The organism is Clostridium sp. AM29-11AC (genome assembly GCF_003480545.1).
Lineage (GTDB): Bacteria > Bacillota > Clostridia > Lachnospirales > Lachnospiraceae > Otoolea > Otoolea saccharolyticum_A.
Map to the genome: position 1 here is coordinate 1 of NZ_QUJI01000035.1, position 21,182 is coordinate 21,182.

The 21,182-nt window shown below is 49.2% G+C and carries 26 protein-coding genes; 20 read left to right on the plus strand and 6 right to left on the minus strand.

The features are described from left to right. The first annotated feature begins 64 nt into the window (after positions 1-64). On the plus strand, positions 65-598 hold the full coding sequence (locus tag DW757_RS16150) for a transposase (RefSeq protein ID WP_330414029.1): 534 nt from the start codon (positions 65-67) through the stop codon (positions 596-598). On the opposite strand, the gene DW757_RS16155 is transcribed toward DW757_RS16150, so the two are convergent. Beyond that, complete coding sequence (locus DW757_RS16155) at positions 590-1,357, minus strand: class I SAM-dependent methyltransferase (RefSeq protein ID WP_002586626.1); 768 nt, start codon at positions 1,355-1,357, stop codon at positions 590-592. The two genes, DW757_RS16150 and DW757_RS16155, sit on opposite strands and share 9 nt — an antisense overlap. A 50-nt stretch (positions 1,358-1,407) precedes the next feature. After that, a complete protein-coding gene (tet(W), locus tag DW757_RS16160) occupies positions 1,408-3,327 on the minus strand; it encodes a tetracycline resistance ribosomal protection protein Tet(W) (protein ID WP_002586627.1) in 1,920 nt (639 codons plus the stop codon). A gap of 586 nt (positions 3,328-3,913) precedes the next feature. On the opposite strand from tet(W), the gene DW757_RS16170 reads away from it, so the two are divergent. From DW757_RS16170 to DW757_RS16205, 8 genes are all read left to right on the plus strand, one after another. Continuing rightward, positions 3,914-4,195, plus strand: a complete 282-nt coding sequence (locus DW757_RS16170; protein WP_330411767.1) for a sigma-70 family RNA polymerase sigma factor — start codon at positions 3,914-3,916, stop codon at positions 4,193-4,195. After that, positions 4,188-4,388 carry a helix-turn-helix domain-containing protein gene (locus tag DW757_RS16175; protein ID WP_006858003.1) on the plus strand — a complete coding sequence of 67 codons (201 nt, stop codon included), beginning with the start codon at positions 4,188-4,190 and terminating at the stop codon, positions 4,386-4,388. The genes DW757_RS16170 and DW757_RS16175 overlap by 8 nt, the downstream gene beginning before the upstream one ends. 577 nt (positions 4,389-4,965) lie before the next feature. Further along, on the plus strand, positions 4,966-5,364 hold the full coding sequence (locus DW757_RS16180; RefSeq protein ID WP_117499026.1) for a plasmid mobilization relaxosome protein MobC: 399 nt from the start codon (positions 4,966-4,968) through the stop codon (positions 5,362-5,364). Further along, positions 5,336-6,952, plus strand: a complete 1,617-nt coding sequence (locus DW757_RS16185) for a relaxase/mobilization nuclease domain-containing protein (RefSeq protein ID WP_117499024.1) — start codon at positions 5,336-5,338, stop codon at positions 6,950-6,952. Before DW757_RS16180 ends, DW757_RS16185 begins: the two co-directional genes overlap by 29 nt. Continuing rightward, positions 6,942-7,328, plus strand: coding sequence for a cysteine-rich VLP domain-containing protein (locus DW757_RS16190; RefSeq protein WP_117499022.1), 387 nt, complete (start codon positions 6,942-6,944; stop codon positions 7,326-7,328). The genes DW757_RS16185 and DW757_RS16190 overlap by 11 nt, the downstream gene beginning before the upstream one ends. 112 nt (positions 7,329-7,440) lie before the next feature. Continuing rightward, positions 7,441-8,199 carry a phage replisome organizer N-terminal domain-containing protein gene (locus DW757_RS16195; RefSeq protein WP_117499020.1) on the plus strand — a complete coding sequence of 253 codons (759 nt, stop codon included), beginning with the start codon at positions 7,441-7,443 and terminating at the stop codon, positions 8,197-8,199. Further along, complete coding sequence (locus DW757_RS16200; RefSeq protein WP_118752235.1) at positions 8,196-9,038, plus strand: ATP-binding protein; 843 nt, start codon at positions 8,196-8,198, stop codon at positions 9,036-9,038. The genes DW757_RS16195 and DW757_RS16200 overlap by 4 nt, the downstream gene beginning before the upstream one ends. 14 nt (positions 9,039-9,052) lie before the next feature. After that, positions 9,053-9,247, plus strand: a complete 195-nt coding sequence (locus tag DW757_RS16205) for a transposon-encoded TnpW family protein (protein WP_118752236.1) — start codon at positions 9,053-9,055, stop codon at positions 9,245-9,247. 63 nt (positions 9,248-9,310) lie between these two features. Here DW757_RS16205 and DW757_RS16210 read toward each other — a convergent pair whose 3' ends face one another. Beyond that, positions 9,311-9,727, minus strand: a complete 417-nt coding sequence (locus DW757_RS16210; protein WP_089701074.1) for a regulatory YrvL family protein — start codon at positions 9,725-9,727, stop codon at positions 9,311-9,313. Between the two features lie 225 nt (positions 9,728-9,952). Between DW757_RS16210 and DW757_RS16215 the strand changes: the two genes are divergently transcribed. The 3 genes from DW757_RS16215 (at position 9,953) to DW757_RS16225 (ending at position 12,336) form a co-directional block, all read left to right on the plus strand. Further along, positions 9,953-11,572, plus strand: coding sequence for a recombinase family protein (locus DW757_RS16215; protein WP_118752237.1), 1,620 nt, complete (start codon positions 9,953-9,955; stop codon positions 11,570-11,572). A gap of 261 nt (positions 11,573-11,833) precedes the next feature. Continuing rightward, positions 11,834-12,058: a helix-turn-helix transcriptional regulator gene (locus DW757_RS16220; RefSeq protein WP_087303182.1), complete on the plus strand. Its 225-nt coding sequence runs from the start codon at positions 11,834-11,836 to the stop codon at positions 12,056-12,058. Positions 12,059-12,207: 149 nt separating this feature from the next. After that, positions 12,208-12,336 (plus strand): helix-turn-helix transcriptional regulator, encoded by a 129-nt coding sequence (locus DW757_RS16225; RefSeq protein WP_243033746.1) that lies wholly within the window; start codon positions 12,208-12,210, stop codon positions 12,334-12,336. Between the two features lie 690 nt (positions 12,337-13,026). Here DW757_RS16225 and ant(9) read toward each other — a convergent pair. From ant(9) to DW757_RS16250, 3 genes are read right to left on the minus strand one after another with little or no spacing between them, the layout of a single operon-like run. Then, the gene (gene ant(9) / locus DW757_RS16240) at positions 13,027-13,803 is read right to left on the minus strand and encodes an aminoglycoside nucleotidyltransferase ANT(9) (RefSeq protein ID WP_096018217.1); all 777 of its coding nucleotides are present in this window, start codon (positions 13,801-13,803) and stop codon (positions 13,027-13,029) included. A 24-nt stretch (positions 13,804-13,827) separates the two neighbouring features. After that, a complete protein-coding gene (locus DW757_RS16245; protein ID WP_002578723.1) occupies positions 13,828-14,598 on the minus strand; it encodes a nucleoside phosphorylase in 771 nt (256 codons plus the stop codon). Positions 14,599-14,622: 24 nt separating this feature from the next. Next, positions 14,623-15,420 carry a helix-turn-helix transcriptional regulator gene (locus DW757_RS16250; RefSeq protein ID WP_118752238.1) on the minus strand — a complete coding sequence of 266 codons (798 nt, stop codon included), beginning with the start codon at positions 15,418-15,420 and terminating at the stop codon, positions 14,623-14,625. A gap of 338 nt (positions 15,421-15,758) precedes the next feature. Here DW757_RS16250 and DW757_RS16260 point away from each other — a divergent pair, with 338 nt between their 5' ends. The 8 genes from DW757_RS16260 to DW757_RS16300 all read left to right on the plus strand — a co-directional run bounded on the left by DW757_RS16260 (position 15,759) and on the right by DW757_RS16300 (position 21,032). After that, positions 15,759-16,172, plus strand: coding sequence for a cysteine-rich VLP domain-containing protein (locus tag DW757_RS16260; RefSeq protein ID WP_058722955.1), 414 nt, complete (start codon positions 15,759-15,761; stop codon positions 16,170-16,172). Between the two features lie 111 nt (positions 16,173-16,283). Then, complete coding sequence (locus DW757_RS16265) at positions 16,284-16,679, plus strand: replication initiator protein A (RefSeq protein WP_008666017.1); 396 nt, start codon at positions 16,284-16,286, stop codon at positions 16,677-16,679. Between the two features lie 183 nt (positions 16,680-16,862). Then, the gene (gene mobV, locus DW757_RS16270) at positions 16,863-17,807 is read left to right on the plus strand and encodes a MobV family relaxase (RefSeq protein WP_118752239.1); all 945 of its coding nucleotides are present in this window, start codon (positions 16,863-16,865) and stop codon (positions 17,805-17,807) included. Between the two features lie 72 nt (positions 17,808-17,879). Then, entirely contained in the window at positions 17,880-18,074 is a 195-nt protein-coding gene (locus tag DW757_RS16275; RefSeq protein WP_002334813.1) for a hypothetical protein, read from the plus strand. A 100-nt stretch (positions 18,075-18,174) separates the two neighbouring features. Further along, complete coding sequence (locus DW757_RS16280) at positions 18,175-19,797, plus strand: recombinase family protein (RefSeq protein WP_118752240.1); 1,623 nt, start codon at positions 18,175-18,177, stop codon at positions 19,795-19,797. A 280-nt stretch (positions 19,798-20,077) separates the two neighbouring features. Next, the gene (locus DW757_RS16290; RefSeq protein ID WP_087303178.1) at positions 20,078-20,278 is read left to right on the plus strand and encodes a hypothetical protein; all 201 of its coding nucleotides are present in this window, start codon (positions 20,078-20,080) and stop codon (positions 20,276-20,278) included. A 111-nt stretch (positions 20,279-20,389) separates the two neighbouring features. Continuing rightward, the gene (locus DW757_RS16295; protein WP_087385043.1) at positions 20,390-20,836 is read left to right on the plus strand and encodes a sigma factor-like helix-turn-helix DNA-binding protein; all 447 of its coding nucleotides are present in this window, start codon (positions 20,390-20,392) and stop codon (positions 20,834-20,836) included. Beyond that, on the plus strand, positions 20,826-21,032 hold the full coding sequence (locus DW757_RS16300; protein WP_087303174.1) for a helix-turn-helix domain-containing protein: 207 nt from the start codon (positions 20,826-20,828) through the stop codon (positions 21,030-21,032). The genes DW757_RS16295 and DW757_RS16300 overlap by 11 nt, the downstream gene beginning before the upstream one ends. Positions 21,033-21,182 lie beyond the last annotated feature (150 nt).

A 21,182-nucleotide genomic window follows, 5' to 3' on the forward strand; every position in this document is an offset into this window, starting at 1 on the left:
TATAGCATACAGACCTTGGAGAGGGTCTATAAACACTACTACTATATAATACGAGGATATTACTATGCACTATCAAAAAGTACTCAAGATGCCTGAAAGCATCCCCTATCTCTCTGTCGGGTTTGATGTCGGCGCAGACTTCACCTGGATGTCTATCATGCTCCCCAATGGCATCCTCATCGGTAAGCCTTTTAAGATCATTCATTCTGATCCGCAGTCCCGTGAGCTTGCCATCTCAAAAATAAAGGAAGCCCAGGAGATGTATTCTCTTGAAAGCCGCTGCTTCCTTGAATCCACCGGGATCTACCACATCCCACTCCTGTGCTTCCTTCGTGATAAGGGTTTTGACTGCGCCGTCATTAATCCTATCATTACTAAGAATAGCACAAATATGAACGTCAGGAAACTGCATAATGATAAATTTGATTCAAAAAAAGCTGCTAAAGTCGGCCTGGATGCCTCCCTTAAGGCTTCCATTGTCCCGGATGACGCAATCATTGACCTGCGCAATCTCGTGCGTGACTACTATTATTTCAAGGACCTGCAATCCGCCATCGTATTGAAGCTTCATGCGGAACTCAACTTGAATTTATTTTAAGCTATCACGTTTTACCTTCTTAAGCCTTACTATCATTACCATAGGAATTTCTTTGTTGGTTTTAAAACATTCTTCATAAAATCCATCAATGACAAATCCAGCTCTAAAACAAAGGTTAAAAATATCTTGTATGGAACGATGATAATAAATCTGCTCTTTCGGTTGCCCTTCAATCGCTATATCATAGTAACTGTGCGGTGTCATATATTTTTCAGTCAACGTGACAAAACAAGGGTGTTGCGTTGCAAAGACAAAAATTCCGCTTTCCTGCAACAGTTCATAAACAGCCATAAGAAGTGGTTCAATATCCGTAATATCCATAATTGCCATATTAGAAACTGCTTTCGTAAAGGCTCGATTTCTTTTTAATTCTAATATACTTTTTCTATCGGTCGCATCCGCCACACAAAATTCAATTTGTTTTGCATATTGTGATTGCCGTCTTTTAGCCAATTCTATCATTTTTTTGCTGTAATCAAAAGCGACAACCGAAGCGCCTCTTTGTGCAAGATACGAAGAATAATTTCCATTGCCACACGCAATATCCAAAATGTAATCCGCAGGATTAGGAGATAGAAGTTCCGTTACTTTGGGACGCACTACCTCTCTGTGAAATTCATTAGATTCGTCACCCATTGCATTATCCCAAAATTGTGCGTTCTCCTCCCAGATTTTTTTACTTTCCTCTGTTCCCATGTTCTCTCCCACTCCCCAAATTTGCTTTTTTGCTTCCATTAAATCTTCCTTACTATATTCCATTGTTACCCTCCATAACTTCTGATTGTTGCCGTCTTGACGATTATGTATCTTTACATTACCTTCTGAAACATATGGCGCACCTTGTCCAGGCGGCTGTTTGGACGGCGGGGCTGGATGACCGGCTGACCGACAGCGGCCTGATATCCTTTCAGCTCTGTAAGGCATACGCTCCGCCCGTTGGTGTAAAAGGCCAGATCAGTACGGTATGCCTGTATACAGCGGGCGGGAATCTCGCCAGTAAAGACAACTTCATCCTTTTTTACCTGGGCCGTTTCGATGGTGGCACAGTATTTCGGTGCATCATGATAAGCCCTGGAAAGGTATTCCTGGGGCGCATAGAGGATGAAGGAGAGATAAGGTTCCAGCAGCTGCGTCCCCGATTCCTTCAATGCCTGTTCCAATACAATCGGGGCCAATGAGCGGAAGTCCGCCGGCGTGCTGACCGGACTGTAATAAAGCCCGTATTCAAAGCAAATCTTACAGTCCGTTACGTTCCAGCCGAACAAGCCCTGCTCCAGCCCGTAACGGATACCATCCCTGACAGCGTTTTGAAAACTCTGGTTCAAGTATCCCAGCGAAACCCGGCTCTCGTATTGTACACCGGAGCCAAGCGAGAGTGGTGTAACAGACAGTCCTATGGATGCCCAAAACGGGTTGGGCGGCACCTCGATATGGATGGTGTGGCTGGCTGCTTTGAGCGGCCGCTCCATATAAATGACGGAGGGTTCCTTTACCACTGTTTCAAGCTTGTATTTTTCCGACAGCAAAGCGGAAACAACCTCCAACTGCACCCGGCCCAAAAAAGAAAGAATGATCTCATGGGTGATGGAATCCACTTCGCAACGCAAAAGCGGGTCAGTATCCGCAAGTTGCGTAAGAGCGTCCAGCAGCCGTTCTCTTTGCGCTGCCGTTTTCGGCGCAATCGTCGTCCGCAGCATGGGGAGGGGGTCCTCGCGCCACCTTTTACGAGGGAGCCGGGTTTGGTCCCCTAATACATCGTTTAACCTCACGCTGTCGCTGGGAAGGATAACAATTTCACCCTGATAAGCGGTGTCTGTCCGAACAATTTCCCCTTTGGATGGAATACGCATCTCTGTGATTTTCAGCTTTTCTCTCCCGGCCAGGGCCACCGTATCCCGCAGGCGCAGCGTTCCGCTGTATAACCGTAGATAGACACGCCGCTGGCCGCAATCGGTGTACTCAACCTTGAAAACGCTGCCGCATAGGGCGGCGCCCCCCTGTTCCCCAATCGGTTGGAACAGCCCTGTCACCGCATCCATCAACGGTTGAATGCCAAGGCCATTTTTGGCGCTGCCATGATAGACTGGGAACAGGGAGGCGTCTTGAACCCGCTGCTGTTCCTCCCGCGCAAGTTTTTCCCGGCTGATTGGTTCTCCTGCGATATACTTTTCCAATAATTCATCGTTATTTTCGATGACCGCATCCCATGCTTCTATGTCGGTATTTTCCTCCAGGACTATTTCCGGGGACAGCGACACCGTCTGCTTGATGATAATATCGGCGGAGAGCTTATCCCGAACAGACTGAACCACGCTCTGCAAATCAACGCCAGCCTGGTCGATCTTGTTGATAAAGATAACGGTGGGAATGTTCATTTTCCGCAGGGCATGGAACAGAATACGGGTCTGGGCCTGCACGCCATCTTTAGCGGAGATCACCAAGATGGCCCCATCTAAAACAGCCAAAGAGCGGTACACCTCCGCCAAAAAATCCATGTGGCCGGGCGTATCCACAATGTTAACTTTACATCTGTGCCACTGGAAGGAAGTGACTGCCGCTTGAATGGTAATCCCACGCTGCCGCTCCAAAAACATGGTGTCCGTCCTCGTTGTCCCTTTTTCGACGCTCCCCGGTTCTGAAATGGCTCCGCTGGCATATAGCAGGCTCTCCGTCAAGGTCGTCTTTCCAGCGTCTACATGGGCAAGAATTCCAATATTGATTATTTTCATGTGATTGTCCTCCCTTTACAGCCCCAAAGGGCATAAAAATCCCCAGCAGTAAAATACTTTTACCACTGGGGATTATAAGTTGCGGACATACACATATACAGCATACACCTGTTTGTGATTGCTGTTTTTGGGGATATGTCAAAATTGATAAGGCAAAAGTATTCTTAAATTGGGTACAAAAAACTAAGCCCCTACAAAAGGAGCTATCATAATCCTTTGTTCCCACTATTGATTATAGTTTTATTTAAGAATACCTTGCCGCATATTTTTTACTCCTTTTCTGGATTAAATCATTGTATCACATCAGTTTTAATCATTGTATCACATCAGTTTTAGGAAAGCAAGTACCTAAAAGAAATTTTTCTTCCCCTTATATGTAACAATCATACCGGCTTCCTAGCGTTCAGAATGTTTTCTGCTGTCTGCTGTGGTGTTTGGTTGGAATTGTCCAACCAAAAGCCGATCCGTGGTGTTGTCTGCATTTTACTAAATACAAATTCAATGTATACAGAAAGATATAAGGAGTGGGAGGGATTCCGCCGTAGTTGGCATTGTAGGAAAATCCAAAAGTTTAGATTTTCCCACAATGCTTATCTTTTGGTCTTTGGTTCGGAATAGTGTAGTGCTGGCGGTCTATCTCTTGTTTTCGGTTGCTTGCTTCCTTACCGTACATGAGCATTCTCTTGCGGCTGCTCTTGCCCGATTGCCGGAACAGACGCAGGAAGAAATCTTTTTGTACTACTTTCAGCACTTGACGCAGAAAGAAATCGGAGAACAAAGCGGCTGGACACGCAGCACAATCGGGCGGCATATACGGCTTGCCTTGAAGCGGCTGAAAGAGGAAATGGAGGTGCTGTCCCATGAGTAACCGACTTCTCCCCTATGACACTATCATAAAGGCACATGAGGGCGACCCCATAGCGATACAAGCCGTCCTTGACCGATACGCTGGATATATCCGCTACTTCTCTAAGATGAACGGCTATTACAACTCTGATATGGAGGACTACATCAGAACAAAGCTGATTGAAAGCCTGTTCAAGTTCCGGCTTGACCGATAACATAGAAACTGAATATCCCGCCGCCCCGCAGCGGCACATGAAGCAGTAAATCCGAAAAAGATTTGCTGCTTTTTTTGCGCTCATTTTTGGCAAATTTCCAAAAGTTCCGTATTAGATAGTGAAACCAAAAAAGGCTGCCGTTTTTTTTAGACAGCGGGCAAAACGCAGCTTCCGAAACGCCTTATTGTCGGGAAAGACCGAGCCGCCGGAAAAGTTCTTGCCGGAAAGTCCGTCATTTTTGCTTTTTGCGGTGTTGTAGGGAGTAAGAGGAAGAACGCCAGCCCGCAGCCTTTTATGAAAAAGCTGGTTATAGATTTTCTGAAAAAGTGGCAGTAGGAAGTGAACGGCAGTCCGGCAGTTTCTTAGAGCAAGTTTCTACCACGGTGCCAAAATCCGCAATTCTGTGGTTTTGCCCCTCGCGGGAAACTTGTTGGGGAGTGCCTTCCCCAAACCCTGCTATGCGGCTTGCGCCGCAAAAATATTCCCGACCGGCGAAAAGTTTTTTCTCACTTTCGCCCCGGAAATGGCTAACAGATAAGAGAATTTTTTGTGATAAGTGAAAGGAGGTTTACAGCCCATGCCGAAGCGATACAACACACCCCACCGCAGCCGCGTTGTGAAAACCCGGCTGTCCGAAGAAGAATATGCCGACTTCACAGCGCGGCTTGCGCCCTATGGTATCAGCCAGTCCGAATTTCTCCGGCAGGCGATACGGCGCACCGCCATACGCCCCGTTATCCATGTGTCAGCGGTCAATGATGAACTGCTCTCCGCTGTCGGGAAACTCACAGCCGAGTACGGCAGGATTGGCGGCAACCTCAACCAGATTGCCCGGTGTCTGAACGAGTACGGCGTAACCTATAACGCACTGTCCGGCGAGGTACGAGCCGCCATAGCCGACCTTGCCGCCCTCAAGTATGAAGTCCTAAAGAAAGTAGGTGACGCGGTTGGCAACACTCAAGCATATCAACTCTAAAAACGCCGACTACGGAGCCGCCGAACAATACCTGCTGTTTGAACATGACGAGTTTACCATGAAGCCTGTCCTTGATGAAACCGGCAGGCTTATCCCCCGCGAGGACTACCGGCTGTCCACGCTGAACTGCGGCGGGGAGGATTTTGCCGTTGCCTGTATGCGGGCAAATCTCCGCTATGGGAAAAACCAGCGGCGGGAAGATGTGAAAAGCCACCACTATATCATCAGCTTTGACCCACGGGACGGCCCGGACAATGGCTTGACCGTAGACCGGGCGCAGGCATTGGGCGAGAAGTTTTGCGCCGAGCATTTCCCCGGCCACCAGGCCCTTGTATGCACCCACCCGGACGGGCATAACCACAGCGGCAATATCCATGTGCATATCGTCATTAACAGCCTGCGGATAGAGGAAGTGCCGTTCCTGCCCTACATGGACAGGCCAGCCGACACGAAAGCCGGTTGCAAGCACCGCTGTACCGACGCGGCCTTGCGCTACTTCAAGTCCGAAGTCATGGAGATGTGCCATCGGGAGGGGCTTTACCAAATCGACCTCTTGAACGGCAGCAAGAACCGCGTCACCGACCGGGAGTATTGGGCGCAGAAAAAGGGACAGGCCGCGCTGGACAAGCAGAACGCCCCCATGATTGCAGGCGGTATCACGCCCCGGCAGACCAAGTTTGAAACGAACAAGGAGAAGCTGCGGCAGACCATACGCGCCGCGCTGTCAGCGGCGACCTCATTCGAGGACTTTTCCTCTCTACTGCTGCGGGAGGGCGTGGCCGTCAAGGAGAGCCGGGGGCGGCTTAGTTACCTCACGCCGGACAGGACAAAGCCCATTACCGCCCGCAAGTTGGGCGACGATTTTGACCGCGCCGCTGTCCTTGCCGTTTTGGAGCAGAACGCCGCCAGAGCCGCAGAAAAGACCGCGGCTATATCCAGCACCCCGCCCTCTATCCAAGACCAACTGCGGACAGACAGAGCCGCCCGAACTGCTCCGAATGTGCAGCGGCTTGTGGACATTGAGCAGAAGAAAGCCGAGGGCAAAGGCCGGGGCTATGAACGCTGGGCGACCATGCACAACCTCAAACAAATGGCCGCGACGCTGAATGTGTATCAGGAATACGGCTTCACTTCCCCGGAGCAGTTAGAAGCCGCCGTTGATACCGCTTATCAGGAAATGCGCCAGACCAGCGGCGAACTGAAAGCACTGGAAACGAAGCTACAAGGGAAAAAGGAGTTGCAGCAACAGGTACTTGCCTATGCCAAGACCAAGCCCGCCCGCGACGGGCTGAAAGCGCAGAAATCCGAGAAAGCCCGCGAAGCATACCGGCAGGCGCATGAGAGCGATTTTATCATAGCCGAAGCCGCCGCCCGGTATTTCAAGGCGCATGGCATTACCAAGCTGCCCGCCCGGAAAGCGTTGCAGGCCGAGATCGAGCAGCTTGTTTCCAAGAAATCCGGCCTGTATAACACCTACCACGAACAGAAGCAGCGGTATGCGGAGTTGCAGACCGTCAAGCGGAATATCGACCAGATTTTGCGCCGGGAGGAACCCCACCGCAGAAAGGAGCAGAGCCATGAGCGATAAGTTACCGAGAATGGACTACCGCCAGCACCGGCGGGCGCGGCGGCTGGTGCATGAGTGCTGTAACTACGACGGGGGGAACTGCCTGCTGTTAGACGACGGGGAGCCTTGCGTGTGCGTCCAGAGCATTTCCCTTTCCCTCATGTGCCGCTGGTTCCGTGTGGCTGTCCTGCCCCTTGACGGGGAACTGGCCGCAGCACTTTTGTACCGGGGGAGCCGGAAACGGTGCGCCGTCTGTGGGGCGGCCTTTGTCCCCAAATCCAACCGGGGGAAATACTGCCCCGACTGCGCCGGACGCATAAAGAAAATCAAAGCCGCCGAGCGAAAGCGGAAACAAAGGCAGAAATGTCACGCTTTAGAGCCTTTCAAACCCGCATAAATCAAGGCTTTTTTCGTGGGTGTCAAAGGGTATGCGATACATTTATCCTTTTCCCCCGGAAACGCCGTTCTAAATGCGTAAAAACGCCCCAAATCCACCCAAAGGAGGAACCATGTCAGACAACCGAAAATACTACTACCTCAAGCTGAAAGAGAATTACTTTGACGAGGACGCTATCGTGCTGCTGGAAAGTATGCAGGACGGTATCCTCTATTCCAACATTCTCTTGAAACTGTACCTGAAATCGCTGAAAAACGGCGGGAAGTTGCAGCTTGATGAAAATATCCCCTACACCGCGCAGATGATTGCCACCATTACCCGCCAGCAAGTCGGCACCGTAGAGCGAGCCTTGCAGATTTTTATGAAGCTGGGGCTTGTGGAGCCGCTGCCAAGCGGCGCGCTGTATATGAGCAACATTGAACTGCTTATCGGCCAATCCTCTACCGAGGGGGAGCGGAAACGGCGGGCAAGGCTGGCTTTGCAGGAGCAAAAAGCCTTGCCAAAGGCCGGGGCGGACAAATGTCCACCATATCAAGCGGACATTTGTCCACCAGAGATAGAGATAGAGAAAGAGATAGAGATAGAAAAAGAGAGAGAGCGAGAGTTAGATACGGGACAGACCGCCCGCGCCGCTTATGGCCGGTATGAAAATGTCTTTCTTTCGCAATCAGAACTGGACGGGCTGAAAGCAGACCTGCCCGACAAATGGAACTACTACATTGACCGGCTATCCTGCCATATCGCGTCCAGCGGCAAGCGATACAAGAGCCATGCCGCCACAATCTACAAATGGGCGCAGGAGGACGCAGCCAAGAAAGCCCCGAAAAAGGGCATACCAGACTACTCATGCAAGGAGGGCGAGAGTTTATGAAGAACGAAATCAACGCTGTTTTGGAGAATATGACCGCCACCACCCCGGAGCCGGAGGACTACACCGGCGAGGACGGTTTACTGTACTGCGGCAAGTGCCGCAAGCCGAAAGAAGCCTATTTTGCGCCGGATAAGGCCGCTATCTTTGGCCGCGACCGCCATCCGGCAGAGTGCGACTGCCAGAGAGCCGCCCGCGAGGAACGGGAGGCCGCCGAGAAGCGGCGCAGGCACCTTGACACCGTGGAGGAACTGAAACGCCGGGGCTTTACCGACCCCACCATGCGGGACTGGACTTTTGAGAACGACAACGGCAGGAACCCGCAGGCCGGGATTGCCCGCCGGTATGTGGAACACTGGGAGGATATGCGAGCCGACAATATCGGCTGCCTGTTCTGGGGCGGCGTGGGAACCGGGAAAAGCTACCTTGCGGGCTGTATCGCAAATGCCCTCATGGAGAAAGAAATCCCCGTCCACATGACGAACTTTGCCCTTATCCTCAATGACCTTGCCGCCAGCTTCGAGGGCAGGAACGAATACATTTCCCGCCTTTGCCGCTATCCGCTGCTTATCCTTGACGACTTCGGCATGGAGCGCGGGACGGAATACGGGCTGGAACAGGTTTTCAATGTGATTGACAGCCGTTACCGCAGCGGCAAGCCGCTGATCGTCACGACCAACCTCACGCTGGACGACCTGCGGAACCCGGAGGACACTGCCCATTCACGGATTTATGACCGGCTGCTTTCCATGTGCGTCCCGGTGCGCTTTACCGGCGAGAATTTCCGGCAGGAAACCGCGCAGCGGAAAATGGAGAACATGAAGAAACTGATTACCGACTGAAAGGAGTATTGCCTATGGCAGATAACAAGCAGCCCGACACCCGCACCACCCGTCGCCCCGACTGCGTGACGGAAATCCGCATGGGCAATTCCGTCCTTGTCGTGTCCGGCTATTTCAAGAAAGATACCACGACCACCGCCGCCGACAAAATGGCGCGGGTACTGGAAGCGGAAGCCGCTGCTACACAGGAGCCGACCTATCCGGCGTGAACCGGGGAATGGAAAAAGCGGCCATGCCGGGAAGCGTGGCCGCTGGAACTGGAAAAGCTGAAATCAGGACTCTTTTTTCTTTACATCACTAATCCCAAAGAGTGCAAACACCAGAGCCAAAACAATCAGCGAAATCGTATTTGCAGATACAGAGGGCATGAAATAATCGACGATATAAAAGCCGAAAAATGTAGTGATAGTATCTAACAGCACATACATACAGACGGCCATTTCCCTTGTTATTCTGTCAAGGTTAAGCAATGCTTTTGGAAATGCGCCTGCGACTAAATTCATGGGATATGAAACAATCGACGCGATTATGAAATACAGGATAAAGCCGCCGACACTCTCATACTCAAAGCCGAGCAGACGCATGATTGCACTGCTGAATATGGCGATTATGGACAAGACGGCGATGATTAGAACAGCCCCCAAAATGAATATGATTATTTTTTCCCGCTTATTGTTGTTGTTATCCAAGAGTACCTCTCCCTTATGTTTGGATTTTGAAGCTGATATGAGTATATCACAGGAAGATGAACTTTTCTACTGAAACCGGCACAACGAGACGCTACACAAAAATCGTCATTTTGACAAATCATAAAGAAGCGGATTTTACACTTTTGCCGCTATACAACCAGCCCTGTTCCGTGGTACAATGAAACCACGGAATAGTGGGGCTGGCTGTCGGAAACGGAGGATTTTATGTTAAGACAAGCCACCCAAAACCTCATTACCGCCCTTTATCCGAGATTGTCCCATGAGGACGAATTGCAAGGCGAGAGTAATTCCATATCGAACCAAAAAAGGATACTCGAAGCCTTTGCAAAACAGAATGGCTTTACCAACCTGCGCTGGTACACCGACGACGGCTATTCCGGCGCGAACTTTCAAAGGCCCGGTTTTCAAGCCATGCTTGCAGACATTGAAGCCGGGAAAGTGGGTACAGTTATCGTCAAGGACATGAGCCGGTTAGGGCGAAACTACTTGCAGGTAGGGTTTTACACGGAAATGCTGTTCCCCCAAAAGGGTGTGCGGTTTATCGCTGTCAACGACAATGTGGACAGCGCAAACGGCGGCATGGACAACGATTTTACCCCTCTGCGAAATCTGTTCAACGAATGGCTGGTGAGAGATACGAGCAAGAAAATCAAGGCAGTTAAGAGAGCAAAAGGCATGAGCGGCAAGCCCGTTACCAGCAAGCCGGTGTACGGCTACCTCATGGACGAGGACGAGAATTATATCGTTGACGAAGAAACCGCGCCGGTAGTCCGGCAGATATACCAGCTTTGCCTTGCCGGGAACGGCCCGACCAAGATTGCCCGTATGCTTACGGAGCAGCAAATCCCCACGCCGGGGACGCTGGAATACCGCAGGACAGGCAGCACACGCCGCTACCATCCCGGCTATGAGTGCAAATGGGCGACGAACACCGTCGTTCATATCCTCGAAAACCGGGAGTACACCGGCTGTCTGGTAAACTTCAAGACGGAGAAGCCCTCTTACAAGACCAAGCACAGCGTAGAGAACCCCGTGGAGAAGCAGGCCATTTTCCCCGACCACCATGAGCCGATTATCGACACGGAAACATGGGAGCGCGTGCAGGAGTTACGCAAGCAGCGCAAACGCCCGAACCGCTATGACGAAGTGGGGCTGTTCTCCGGTATGCTGTTCTGCGCCGACTGCGGCCATGTGATGTACCAGCAGCGGTATCAGAACAAAACCCGCAAGCAGGACTGTTACATCTGCGGCAGCTACAAGAAGCGTACCCGCGACTGTACGGCGCACTTTATCCGCACCGACCTGTTGACCGCCGGTGTCCTTTCCAATCTCCGGCAAGTGACCGAGTATGCCGCCAAGCATGAGAGCCGCTTTGTAAAGCTGCTTATCCAGCAGAACGAGATCGGCGGCAAGAGAAAGACCGCCGCAGCTACGAAGCAGCTTGAACAGGCACAGGAGCGCATTTCCGAAGTGAGCCGCATTATCAAGCGGCTGTATGAGGACAATGTGAACGGCAAAATCAGCGACGAGCGTTTCATGGAACTGTCGGCAGACTATGAGCAGGAGCAGCGGGAACTGAAAGACCGCGCCGCCGCTTTGCAGGCCGAACTGGACAAGTCACAGGCCGCCACCGTCAATGCGGAAAAGTTTATGGGTATCGTCCGAAAGCACCTTGCCTTTGAGGAATTGACCCCCACCCTCTTGCGGGAAATGATTGAGAAAATCGTCGTGCATGAGTGCAGTTATGACGAGAACGGCACCCGCAGGCAGGACATTGAGATTTATTACAGCTTTGTCGGCAAGATTGACTTGCCCGAAGCCTAACGCCCGACCTATCCGACACAACGCGCGAGTGCCGGATAGGAACGGCAAAATTTTTTACACTTCTATTACTTCTTTATCGCACATCAGTAAAAAGCCAGGGCATGAAGCAGCTTATGGCTAAGTAGATGTAATCAAGAAAAGAAAGGAAAAGCACAATCCAGACGGAACCGGCGGTTGTATCAAGAAATATTTGTGAGTTAGCAAGAATTTTGATATAATGAAAGTAGGAACCCCGGAACCGGGAGAAAGGCAGGAGGATAAATGCACATAAGCTATAAACCCCTCTGGCACACGCTGGTTGAGCGCAACATGAGGAAAGAGGACTTGCGGATTGCCGCCGGTCTTACCACAAATATGATTGCCAACATGGGTAAAGGCAAGAATATCAGCATGGAAACGCTGGTTCGTATCTGCGAAGCCCTGAATTGTGGTATTTTGGATGTGATTGAATTAGAACAGGACACGAATAACACTGATAAAGAATAAGTTAAGTTGCCTTTTGCTTAAATTAGTATCCTAAATCCTCAATGCAACGCTGATTTTCGGAACAGCAACGCAAAGTTGACACAGTTTAAAGGGCTGTTGGTAGTACGCAACTGACCTATTGTGATATTCTGAACATGGAGGTGATAAGAGTGGAAATAGCAGAGCGGCTCCAAGAACTGCGAAAAAAAGCAGGTTATTCACAGGAGCAAGTAGCTGAAATGCTGGGGCTTTCCAGACAGGCCATTTCAAAATGGGAAAGCGGGGTATCACTTAGATAAAGATACCACATCAATCCCACGCTGACTTTTGCTCAACCGATACAGCCGGAGGGCTGGATAACAAGAAAAGGCGGTATGCGCCCCGTGGAGGGGTAGCGTACCGCCTTTTCTTGTGGGGGTTTCCAAAGGGGGCAACGCCCCCATTTGGCACACGACTTTGCGAAGCAAAGTGTAGTGTGTTATACGCTCTGTCGGCGTTGCCGTGAAAATGCCGTTGCCGCCGGGGAGGGCAAGGGCATTTGAAGCGGCAGGAAAACAGGGCTGTGCTTGCGTGGCGTAGAGCCGTAAGCACAGGTCTGGTTTCAACAGCAGACTGGGCGTATATGAAAGCCCCCGTCCCTCGTCCTACGCTCCGACTTGTGGACAAAGTGTCCCGAAGTTGTGGCCACACTCCCGAAAAAGTAGCAGGACAGCGGGCAACCGTCAAGGCTGAAATGAACGGGTTTACACCCGGCCTTGACCGCCGCCCGCCGTCCCGCTGAATGGGTGGACAAGGTGGCCAATCCCTCAAAGTGCTTGGCCTCTCTCTTTCTGATTTTGGAGCATTTTCTCTAAAAATTGAAATGGGCGGGAAGCCATTTTAGGGCTTTCCCGCCTTGATTGCCCATCTGCAAAGACAGGCGGGACTGTCAACGGCGGCGCATGAAATGCGCCGTTCATCTTGACCGTTGATTGGCCCCGCTAACTTTGCTACTCTGTTCTAAGTAATTCCTCAATTTGTTTTTTCATATATTCTACAAGTGCCATCGCTTCCTTTTCTACTGTCTCCCATTCATCAGACAAATTTCCCAAATAAGCTTCCTTTGCCGTTGTTAGCAGGGGGAGAAATCTCTCCGGCAATTTTAAAATTACCCATTTTGCGGCAACATCTTTTGTCGTGATTTCTTCTGTTACTAAAGTAAACCACATTCGTGATAAGGTTAATAACACATTTCTTTCATCACCCTTAAAGCTGGAAATCAAACCAGGTAAAGAAAACCGAATTGCTTTTTTAATTTCGTGAAATGGGATAGCGGGAATAAGCTCTTTGCTTTCCGCCCCCTTCAAAGTTATGCTATTTTTTCTTGCTTGCCATAATAAAATCATTATATCTGGGTCATTGCAGGCTTGCGGATATTCTCCTGCTTCCATCTCTCCCCTTAGCCATTCACCATACATATACTGACATTTTGGCGGAAATTGCAACGGAACAATATCAGATTGATTGATAATAGTTACCTCTAAAGGTCTTTTTTCAATACAGCCTACGGAGCCAGAAATTTTCAATAATTGCTTTGTTAGATCTGCTCTGATTGAATTACTCAATTCTTGTTTAGTAATTATCAGTATATCTATATCACTATCTGGACGCAGCCCATTCATTGTTGCTGAACCATATAAATATATCCCCAATATTTGACCTTGTAATATGGTTTCTGCTATTGAAATAACTTGATTTACTTGTTGTGGAAATTCATTTATATTCATTGTAACTCCTATATGTATTTATTTTTACTCCTCAACAACTGATAAAACAGCGTCTAAGGCTAATTCTAAGGCTATGGATATACTTGTTTTTCCCCATTCTCTTTCTTGGTATTTATGAGGGTCTGCAAGAGTATCGGCTGAAAAAAGCAGCATAGCCCATGTAACTTTTCTAAATTTTGCACACGCCGCCAATGCGGAACATTCCATTTCTACTACTTGACATCCCTCTTCTTTCCGATACTGAACCATTTCTACTGTTTCTCGATAAAAACCGTCTGTTGTCCATGTTTTAACTTCCCAATATGGTATATTCTTTTGGCTTAAAGCAGATTCAATCGCATTTATACCAGCCTTTGAAATCTCTACTTCTCGGGAGGGAGGAAGATAATGGTAAGATGTTCCCTCATCTCTCAATGCAGAAACAGGTATCAAAAATCTATTTTCCGGGATGTCTTCCAATACGCCGCAGGAGCCGACGGAAATAATCTTTGTTACACCCCCTGCAATTAAATATTCTAAAACTTGGACGGCAGCAGCACTTCCCACAGGAGCCGGACATAGACATATTTTCTCCTGATTATAAAGACATTCATAAATAGGATATCGTCTTGTTGCACTTTCAAATTCATCTATCTGTATTCCATCATGGGTATGTGCATAATTTTCAACCTCGTCTCCTAAAAAAGCAAACACTGCTTTTGCAGGAAAACATTTTTTCCCATTTCCCGGCTGAAAAACAGCTTTTGATGCGGTATCGTACTCTAAAACAGGGTAGTCATGCTTTACTAATGGCATATTATTATCTCGAATAACAGGCTATTATTCTATTCCTTTCATCATCTTTTTTGCCAACTGCTGGAACAGGTCGGCAGTTTCTTCATCCATCGGCGTAAGCTGTCCGATCTGTCCGGCAACCATCGCCGCTACATCGTCAATGGAAAGCGGGTTTTGCTTCTGTTCCGCCAATGCGTCCCGCATGGCTTGGAACATCGCGGCGGTCACAGCTTCTCCCGGCTGTTCCCCGTTGTCAATGTCTTTCTTAATATCCCGCAGGATAGCAAGGAACACATTTTTGATTTTCTCAATCTCCGCCTCATGTTCCCCCATCTTCTGGGCGTTCAAAAGCTGTAAATCCTGCTTTGCTTCCGCCCGGTGTTCCGGGTGTTCTTTCATCAGGTCGGACAGGGAAGCCGTTGCTATCTCGATAAGCTGGTTTCTTGCTGTTATGCCTTTTGCCGCCGTGTCCTGAAAATAAATCCGTATCAAATCTATCAGCTTAGGAAAATTCCTGTGTTCCAACAGGCGGTTGAGGATTTGCACATCAACAGCACCCGTCACGAGCCCCCTCACGGCTCCCTCGGACAAGCCTAATTCAGAAATATCGTAGCTTTTACGGACGCTCACGGTGGATAAGCCCAGTATGTAGTCTGTCGATACCTTAAATTCCTTTGCCACGCCTATGAGAATATCACTGCTGACCGTTCTCGTTTCGCCGCTGACAATGCGGCTCAACTGGGAAGCGGAAACCCCTATCTTCTCCGCAAGTTCCTTTTGTGTGATGTGGTTCCCGTTGCATAAATCGGAAATCCGCTGTCCGGGTGTTCCGGGTAAAGCCATAGATACGCACCTCCTCCGCATACTTCCATTATACAGAATGATTGCAAAAATGCAATTTCCAAAGTGTAAACTTCATCAAAATGCAATTCTCGCAAAATTCCGGGGATTGCATTTTTTTCGTGTAGACTTAGGGTAGTTCATCGATGGACAGCACCTTGAAAACAGAATGACCGTCCGAAAAGGAATACCCCGGCTGGGGAAGCACCGCAAGGAACCGGACTTCGAGACAAAATGTCCCGAAGCTGCGGGGAGCGTGCCAACGCCGGAACACGCCGCAGGAATGGGGCAGGAAACCTTTTCGGGGAGAACGGCAACGGAAAGCAAAATGGAGGGAACGCATGAGAGATAACCCCTATAAAGACTTGCCGCCACTGGAACGCAGGCCGGACGGTTCCCTTTACCGCATGACACCGGCGCAGAGAAAACAGGCGGCCAGCCTGATACGCCGGGAGTGTTGTTGCTGTGAGGACGGCAACTGCATTGTCCTTGATGATGGGGACACCTGCACCTGCCCGCAGACGATTTCTTTCTCGGTCTGCTGTAAGTGGTTCCGCTGGGCGGTCTTGCCGCTGGACGGGACGCTGGAAGCGGAAATTTTCCGGGATAAGGACTTGAAACGCTGTGCGGTCTGCGGCGGTGTGTTCGTCCCCAAATCCAACCGGGCAAAATACTGCCCCGGCTGTGCCGCCAGAGTTCACAGGCGGCAGAAAACAGAAAGTGAACGGAAAAGGAGGTCTGCTGTGGACAGTTAGGAGCGAAAAAAGCCTTGATTTATCAGGCTTTGCAAGCCCCAAACCGGGGCAGGTGGTATAAAGTATCGCCCGCCCCGGAAAACGGGCTTCTAACCGTCCACAAAACGAACTATGACAAATACCATCTATATCCACCAGCCGGAAAAGGCGTTCAGCTTCACCCGGCTCCCGAATTTTCTCTTTGAAGCCCCCACATTCAAGCCCCTGTCCAACGAGGCAAAGGTTCTGTACGCCTTTATCCTGCGCCGGACAGAGTTATCCCGCAAGAATGGGTGGGCGGATGACTGCGGACGGATTTTCCTGTATTACCCTATCTGTGAAGTGGTCACACTGCTCCATTGTGGGCGGCAGAAAGCGGTGAATACCCTGCGGGAACTGCAATACGCCGGACTGGTGGAGATCCAGAAGCAGGGCTGTGGAAAACCCAACCGCATTTTCCCAAAATCCTATGAAGCGGTTCCAAACACCGACTTCAAGAAATCCCGTTCTGGTACGCCGGAGGACTGAAAACCGTACCTTTGAAGTACGGAAATCAATCTTGAGAAGTACGAAAACCAGACGGTATATAGAAATACAAAGATTAAAATGATTGATTTATATCCATTCCATTCCTATCGTATCAGAGATAATTCCGGCGGGATTTTCCCTGTGGAAAACCCCGGATAGAAAAGGAATGGGGAAAGGAGCAGAATGGCACAACACGCAATTTTGCGGTTTGAGAAGCACAAGGGCAACCCGGCAAGGCCGCTGGAAGCCCATCACGAAAGACAGAAAGAACAATACGCCAGTAACCCCGACATTGACACAAGCCGGAGCAAATACAATTTCCATATCGTCAAGCCGGAGGGACGCTATTACCACTTCATTCAGAGCCGTATCGAGCAGGCCGGATGCCGGACAAGGAAAGACAGTACACGGTTTGTCGATACGCTGATAACCGCCAGCCCGGAGTTTTTCAAGGGGAAATCCCCAAAGGAGATACAGGCGTTCTTCCAAAGGGCGGCAGATTTCCTCATTGGCCGGGTAGGACGGGAAAATATCGTGTCGGCGGTGGTACACATGGACGAGAAAACGCCCCACCTGCATTTGACCTTTGTTCCGCTGACAAAGGACAACCGCCTGTGTGCAAAGGAGATTATCGGCAACCGGGCAAACCTGACGAAGTGGCAGGATGATTTTCACGCCTATATGGTAGAGCAATATCCCGACTTGGAGCGTGGGGAAAGTGCCAGCAAGACAGGCCGGAAGCATATCCCCACCCGGCTTTTCAAACAGGCGGTTTCCCTCTCCAAACAGGCCAGAGCCATTGAAGCCGCCCTTGACGGCATTAACCCGCTGAACGCCGGGAAGAAAAAAGAGGAAGCCCTCTCCATGCTGAAAAAGTGGTTCCCGCAGATGGAGAACTTCTCCGGGCAACTGAAAAAGTACAAGGTTACAATCAATGACCTGTTGGCGGAAAATGAAAAGCTGGAAGCAAGAGCAAAGGCCAGTGAAAAAGGCAAGATGAAAGATACGATGGAACGGGCAAAGCTGAAAAGCGAACTGGACGATTTACAACGGCTGGTTGACCGTATCCCGCCGGATATACTGGCGGAGCTGAAACGGCAGCAGCGGCACACGGTAAAGGAAAGGTGATAGATATAAGCAGAAATTTTCGCCGCCTCTGTGCGGCATTGTACCTTGAAAACTGAATATGGAGGACACTGGATGGCAAAAAGTGAAAGCGATATTTTTACACCCCGAACAGGGCAGGTCATACAAGCAGAGAACGGCACGCAGTATTTTGTATGTGGGAACAACCGTATAAAAATCTCCGAACACTTCGCCGCAGGCGGGAAGCCCCTCGGTGATCTGATTGTAGATGTGGTGCGGCATACCGCAGAAAAAGCCGCTTCAACCTGATAGCCCATCATTGATAACACGCCCACGCTTATGATATAATTGCCATAGAGCAAAAGTATTGTAAGCGTGGGTTGTTTCTTTAGAAGGAGGATTTTTAACGGTGAAACAACCTTACAATACTACGATTTACAACACGGCGCTTTATATGAGATTGAGCCGGGACGATGAACTGCAAGGAGAAAGCGGGAGTATTCAGACACAACGCATGATGCTCCGGCAATATGCCGCCGAGCATGGCCTGAATGTCATAGATGAATATATCGACGATGGATGGTCTGGAACGAACTTTGACAGGCCGGATTTTCAGAGAATGATTGATGACATTGAGGACGGGAAAATCAACTGCGTTGTTACGAAGGATTTATCCCGCTTAGGCAGAAACTACATTCTGACCGGCCAATACACGGAAATCTACTTTCCCAGCAAAGGCGTCCGCTATATCGCTGTCAATGACAATGTGGACACCATCAACGGAGAGAATGAGCTTGCCCCATTCCTCAACATTCTGAATGAAATGCACGCCCGCCAGACCAGCAAAAAGGTAAAAGCGGCCATGCGGACACGGTTTGCAAATGGCGCACACTATGGAGCCTATGCCCCGCTGGGCTATGTCAAAGACCCGGATAAGAAAGGCCATCTTCTGATTGACCCGGAAACAAGGTGGATTATCGAAAAGATTTTTGACCTTGCCGTTCATGGCCGGGGAGCCGCCAGCATTACACGGATTTTGGTCGAAGAAAAAGTGCCTACTCCCGGCTGGCTAAATTTCCAGAGATACGGCACTTTCGCAAATATCTATGCCGGAGCGCCGGAGGAAAAAGCCTATGCGTGGACGATAGCGCAGGTAAAAAGTATTCTGAAAGAGGAAACCTATATCGGACACAGCGTCCACAATAAGCAGACCAACATTTCATTCAAAAACAAGAAGAAAGTACGCAAGCCAAAAGAGGAATGGTATCGTGTGGAGAACACCCACGAAGCGATTATTTCCGAAGATGTGTTCCGTCAAGTACAGGAGCAGATTTGCAACAGGCGCAGACGGCAGAAGAACGGCACAACGCAGATATTTTCCGGGCTGGTAAAATGTGCGGACTGCGGTTGGTCGCTGGCCTATGGTGTGAACAGTCAGAACAAAAATCCCTATGCCCACTACCATTGTAGCAAGTACGGGCAAGGATTGCACCAGTGTTCCATGCACTATATCCGTTATGATGTGCTTTACGCCTATGTCCTTTCCCGTCTGCAATACTGGTCTGTGCTGGCACAGCAGGACGGGGACAAACTTCTGAAACGGCTACTTAACGCCAGCGACAAGGAACGCAATACTGCAAGGAAGCGGCAGACAGCCGAACTGAAAAAGGCGGAAAAACGCAAAGCAGAAGTAGACACCCTGTTTGCAAAAATGTATGAGGACTGGTCTGCCGGACGCATTACAGAATACAATTTCAATATGCTGTCCGAAAAGTATCAGGGCGAACAGCGAGAATTGGACGCAAAAATTGAACGGCTTCACGAAGCGATGGAGGCCGCCGCCCAGACAGCGGTTGACGCTGAAAAGTGGATAGGTCTGATGAAACAGTATGTCAATCCCACAGAATTGACGGCTGAACTTCTGAATACGCTGATTGAAAAAATCCTTATCCATGAAGCGGTCAAAAGTGAGGACGGAAGCCGGGAACAGGAGGTAGAAATCTTCTACCGCTTTATCGGCAAAATTGATTGAATGACACCAATATCTTTAACTATGTGATACCGGTCAAGGAAAACCCGAAATTGATAATGTAATCAAAATGACAGAAATTTATAATGTGAGTTCAGATTATATCCTGTTAGGCACTGAGCATAAGACCATTACGCCAATGCCGGAGAAGAAAAATCTTAGTAAAGAGTACCGGAGGGCAATAGGTATTATTGCGATTGTAGGTGCTACGGCTATTATTACCGTATTATTCATCACAGCATTATGGATGCTGGCAAAATTTGTATTCTAAAAGGAGTTTGGTATGAAGCATAAAAAGGCAAGCATAACTTTATTTCTTATGACATTGATGGTATGTGCTTTACTTATGTCCGGGTGTGTTTATTCACATAATTATGATGAAAACGGAAACGAGATGAATAGGGAACAAGTTGAGGAAGCTGTTGATGATATTAGAGAAAGCATTGAGAACGAAATCAATAATGCTATTTCTGCCGATGAATAACAGGGATTAAAGTAAAATTTCGCTTTGCTTTTATTGTGCTTGCCCTATTATCATAAATGTGACTTATTAACCTTACAATAGACCCTTGCGAGGAGGAAAGGGGGAATTTCTATGACCTGCACAGAAGAATACAAAGAGCATATTGAATACACATTCCAAGCCTTTTGTAAAGTTGTCATACGCAACGCAGCAATAACTGCGGCGAGGACAAGGAGCAGGAAGTACAAAAGAGAAATATCCCTTGAATACCTCACAGATGAAAAACACTACCCTTTAGGTACAGCAGAAAAAGATTTCCGAGCGCCGGAGCCGGACGAGGAATACATCATCCAGCTTTGCGGCGATACGGTCATACTGAACAACGGTTTACTTGTGAAAGCCCTCTCCCGGTTGCCGGTTTGGAAACAAGAAATGGTTTATCTTTCTTATTTCCGGCGTATTCCACAGAGGGAAATCGGCAGGCGGTATGGGCGGAGCCGCAGCGCAGCGGGCTACCATATCCGCAAGGCTGTCCGGCAGCTTCACGAAGAAATGGAGGGAATGACGCATGAGGAATAGCAGACTTCTCCCCTATGAAACCATCGTACAGGCTACCACCGGCGAACCGGAAGCGGTCAACGCTGTTTTACAGCACTATGGGCGGTACATACGTTTTTCGGCTCTTGTGGATGGACAAGTAGACAAAGACGCAGAGGACTATATCACGCAGACACTACTTGCGGCGATATTCAAGTTCCGTTTCACAACTGAATAAGGAAAGTCAAAGCTGCCGTTGCAGGAACACCCATTCCCACAAGATGACGTATAATTAATTTCGCAAAATCAATTTCATAAAAATAGACATAGTCTATAGCCGTTTGGTAAAATTAAGTCACCACAACCAAATCTATCAAAGGAGGCTATA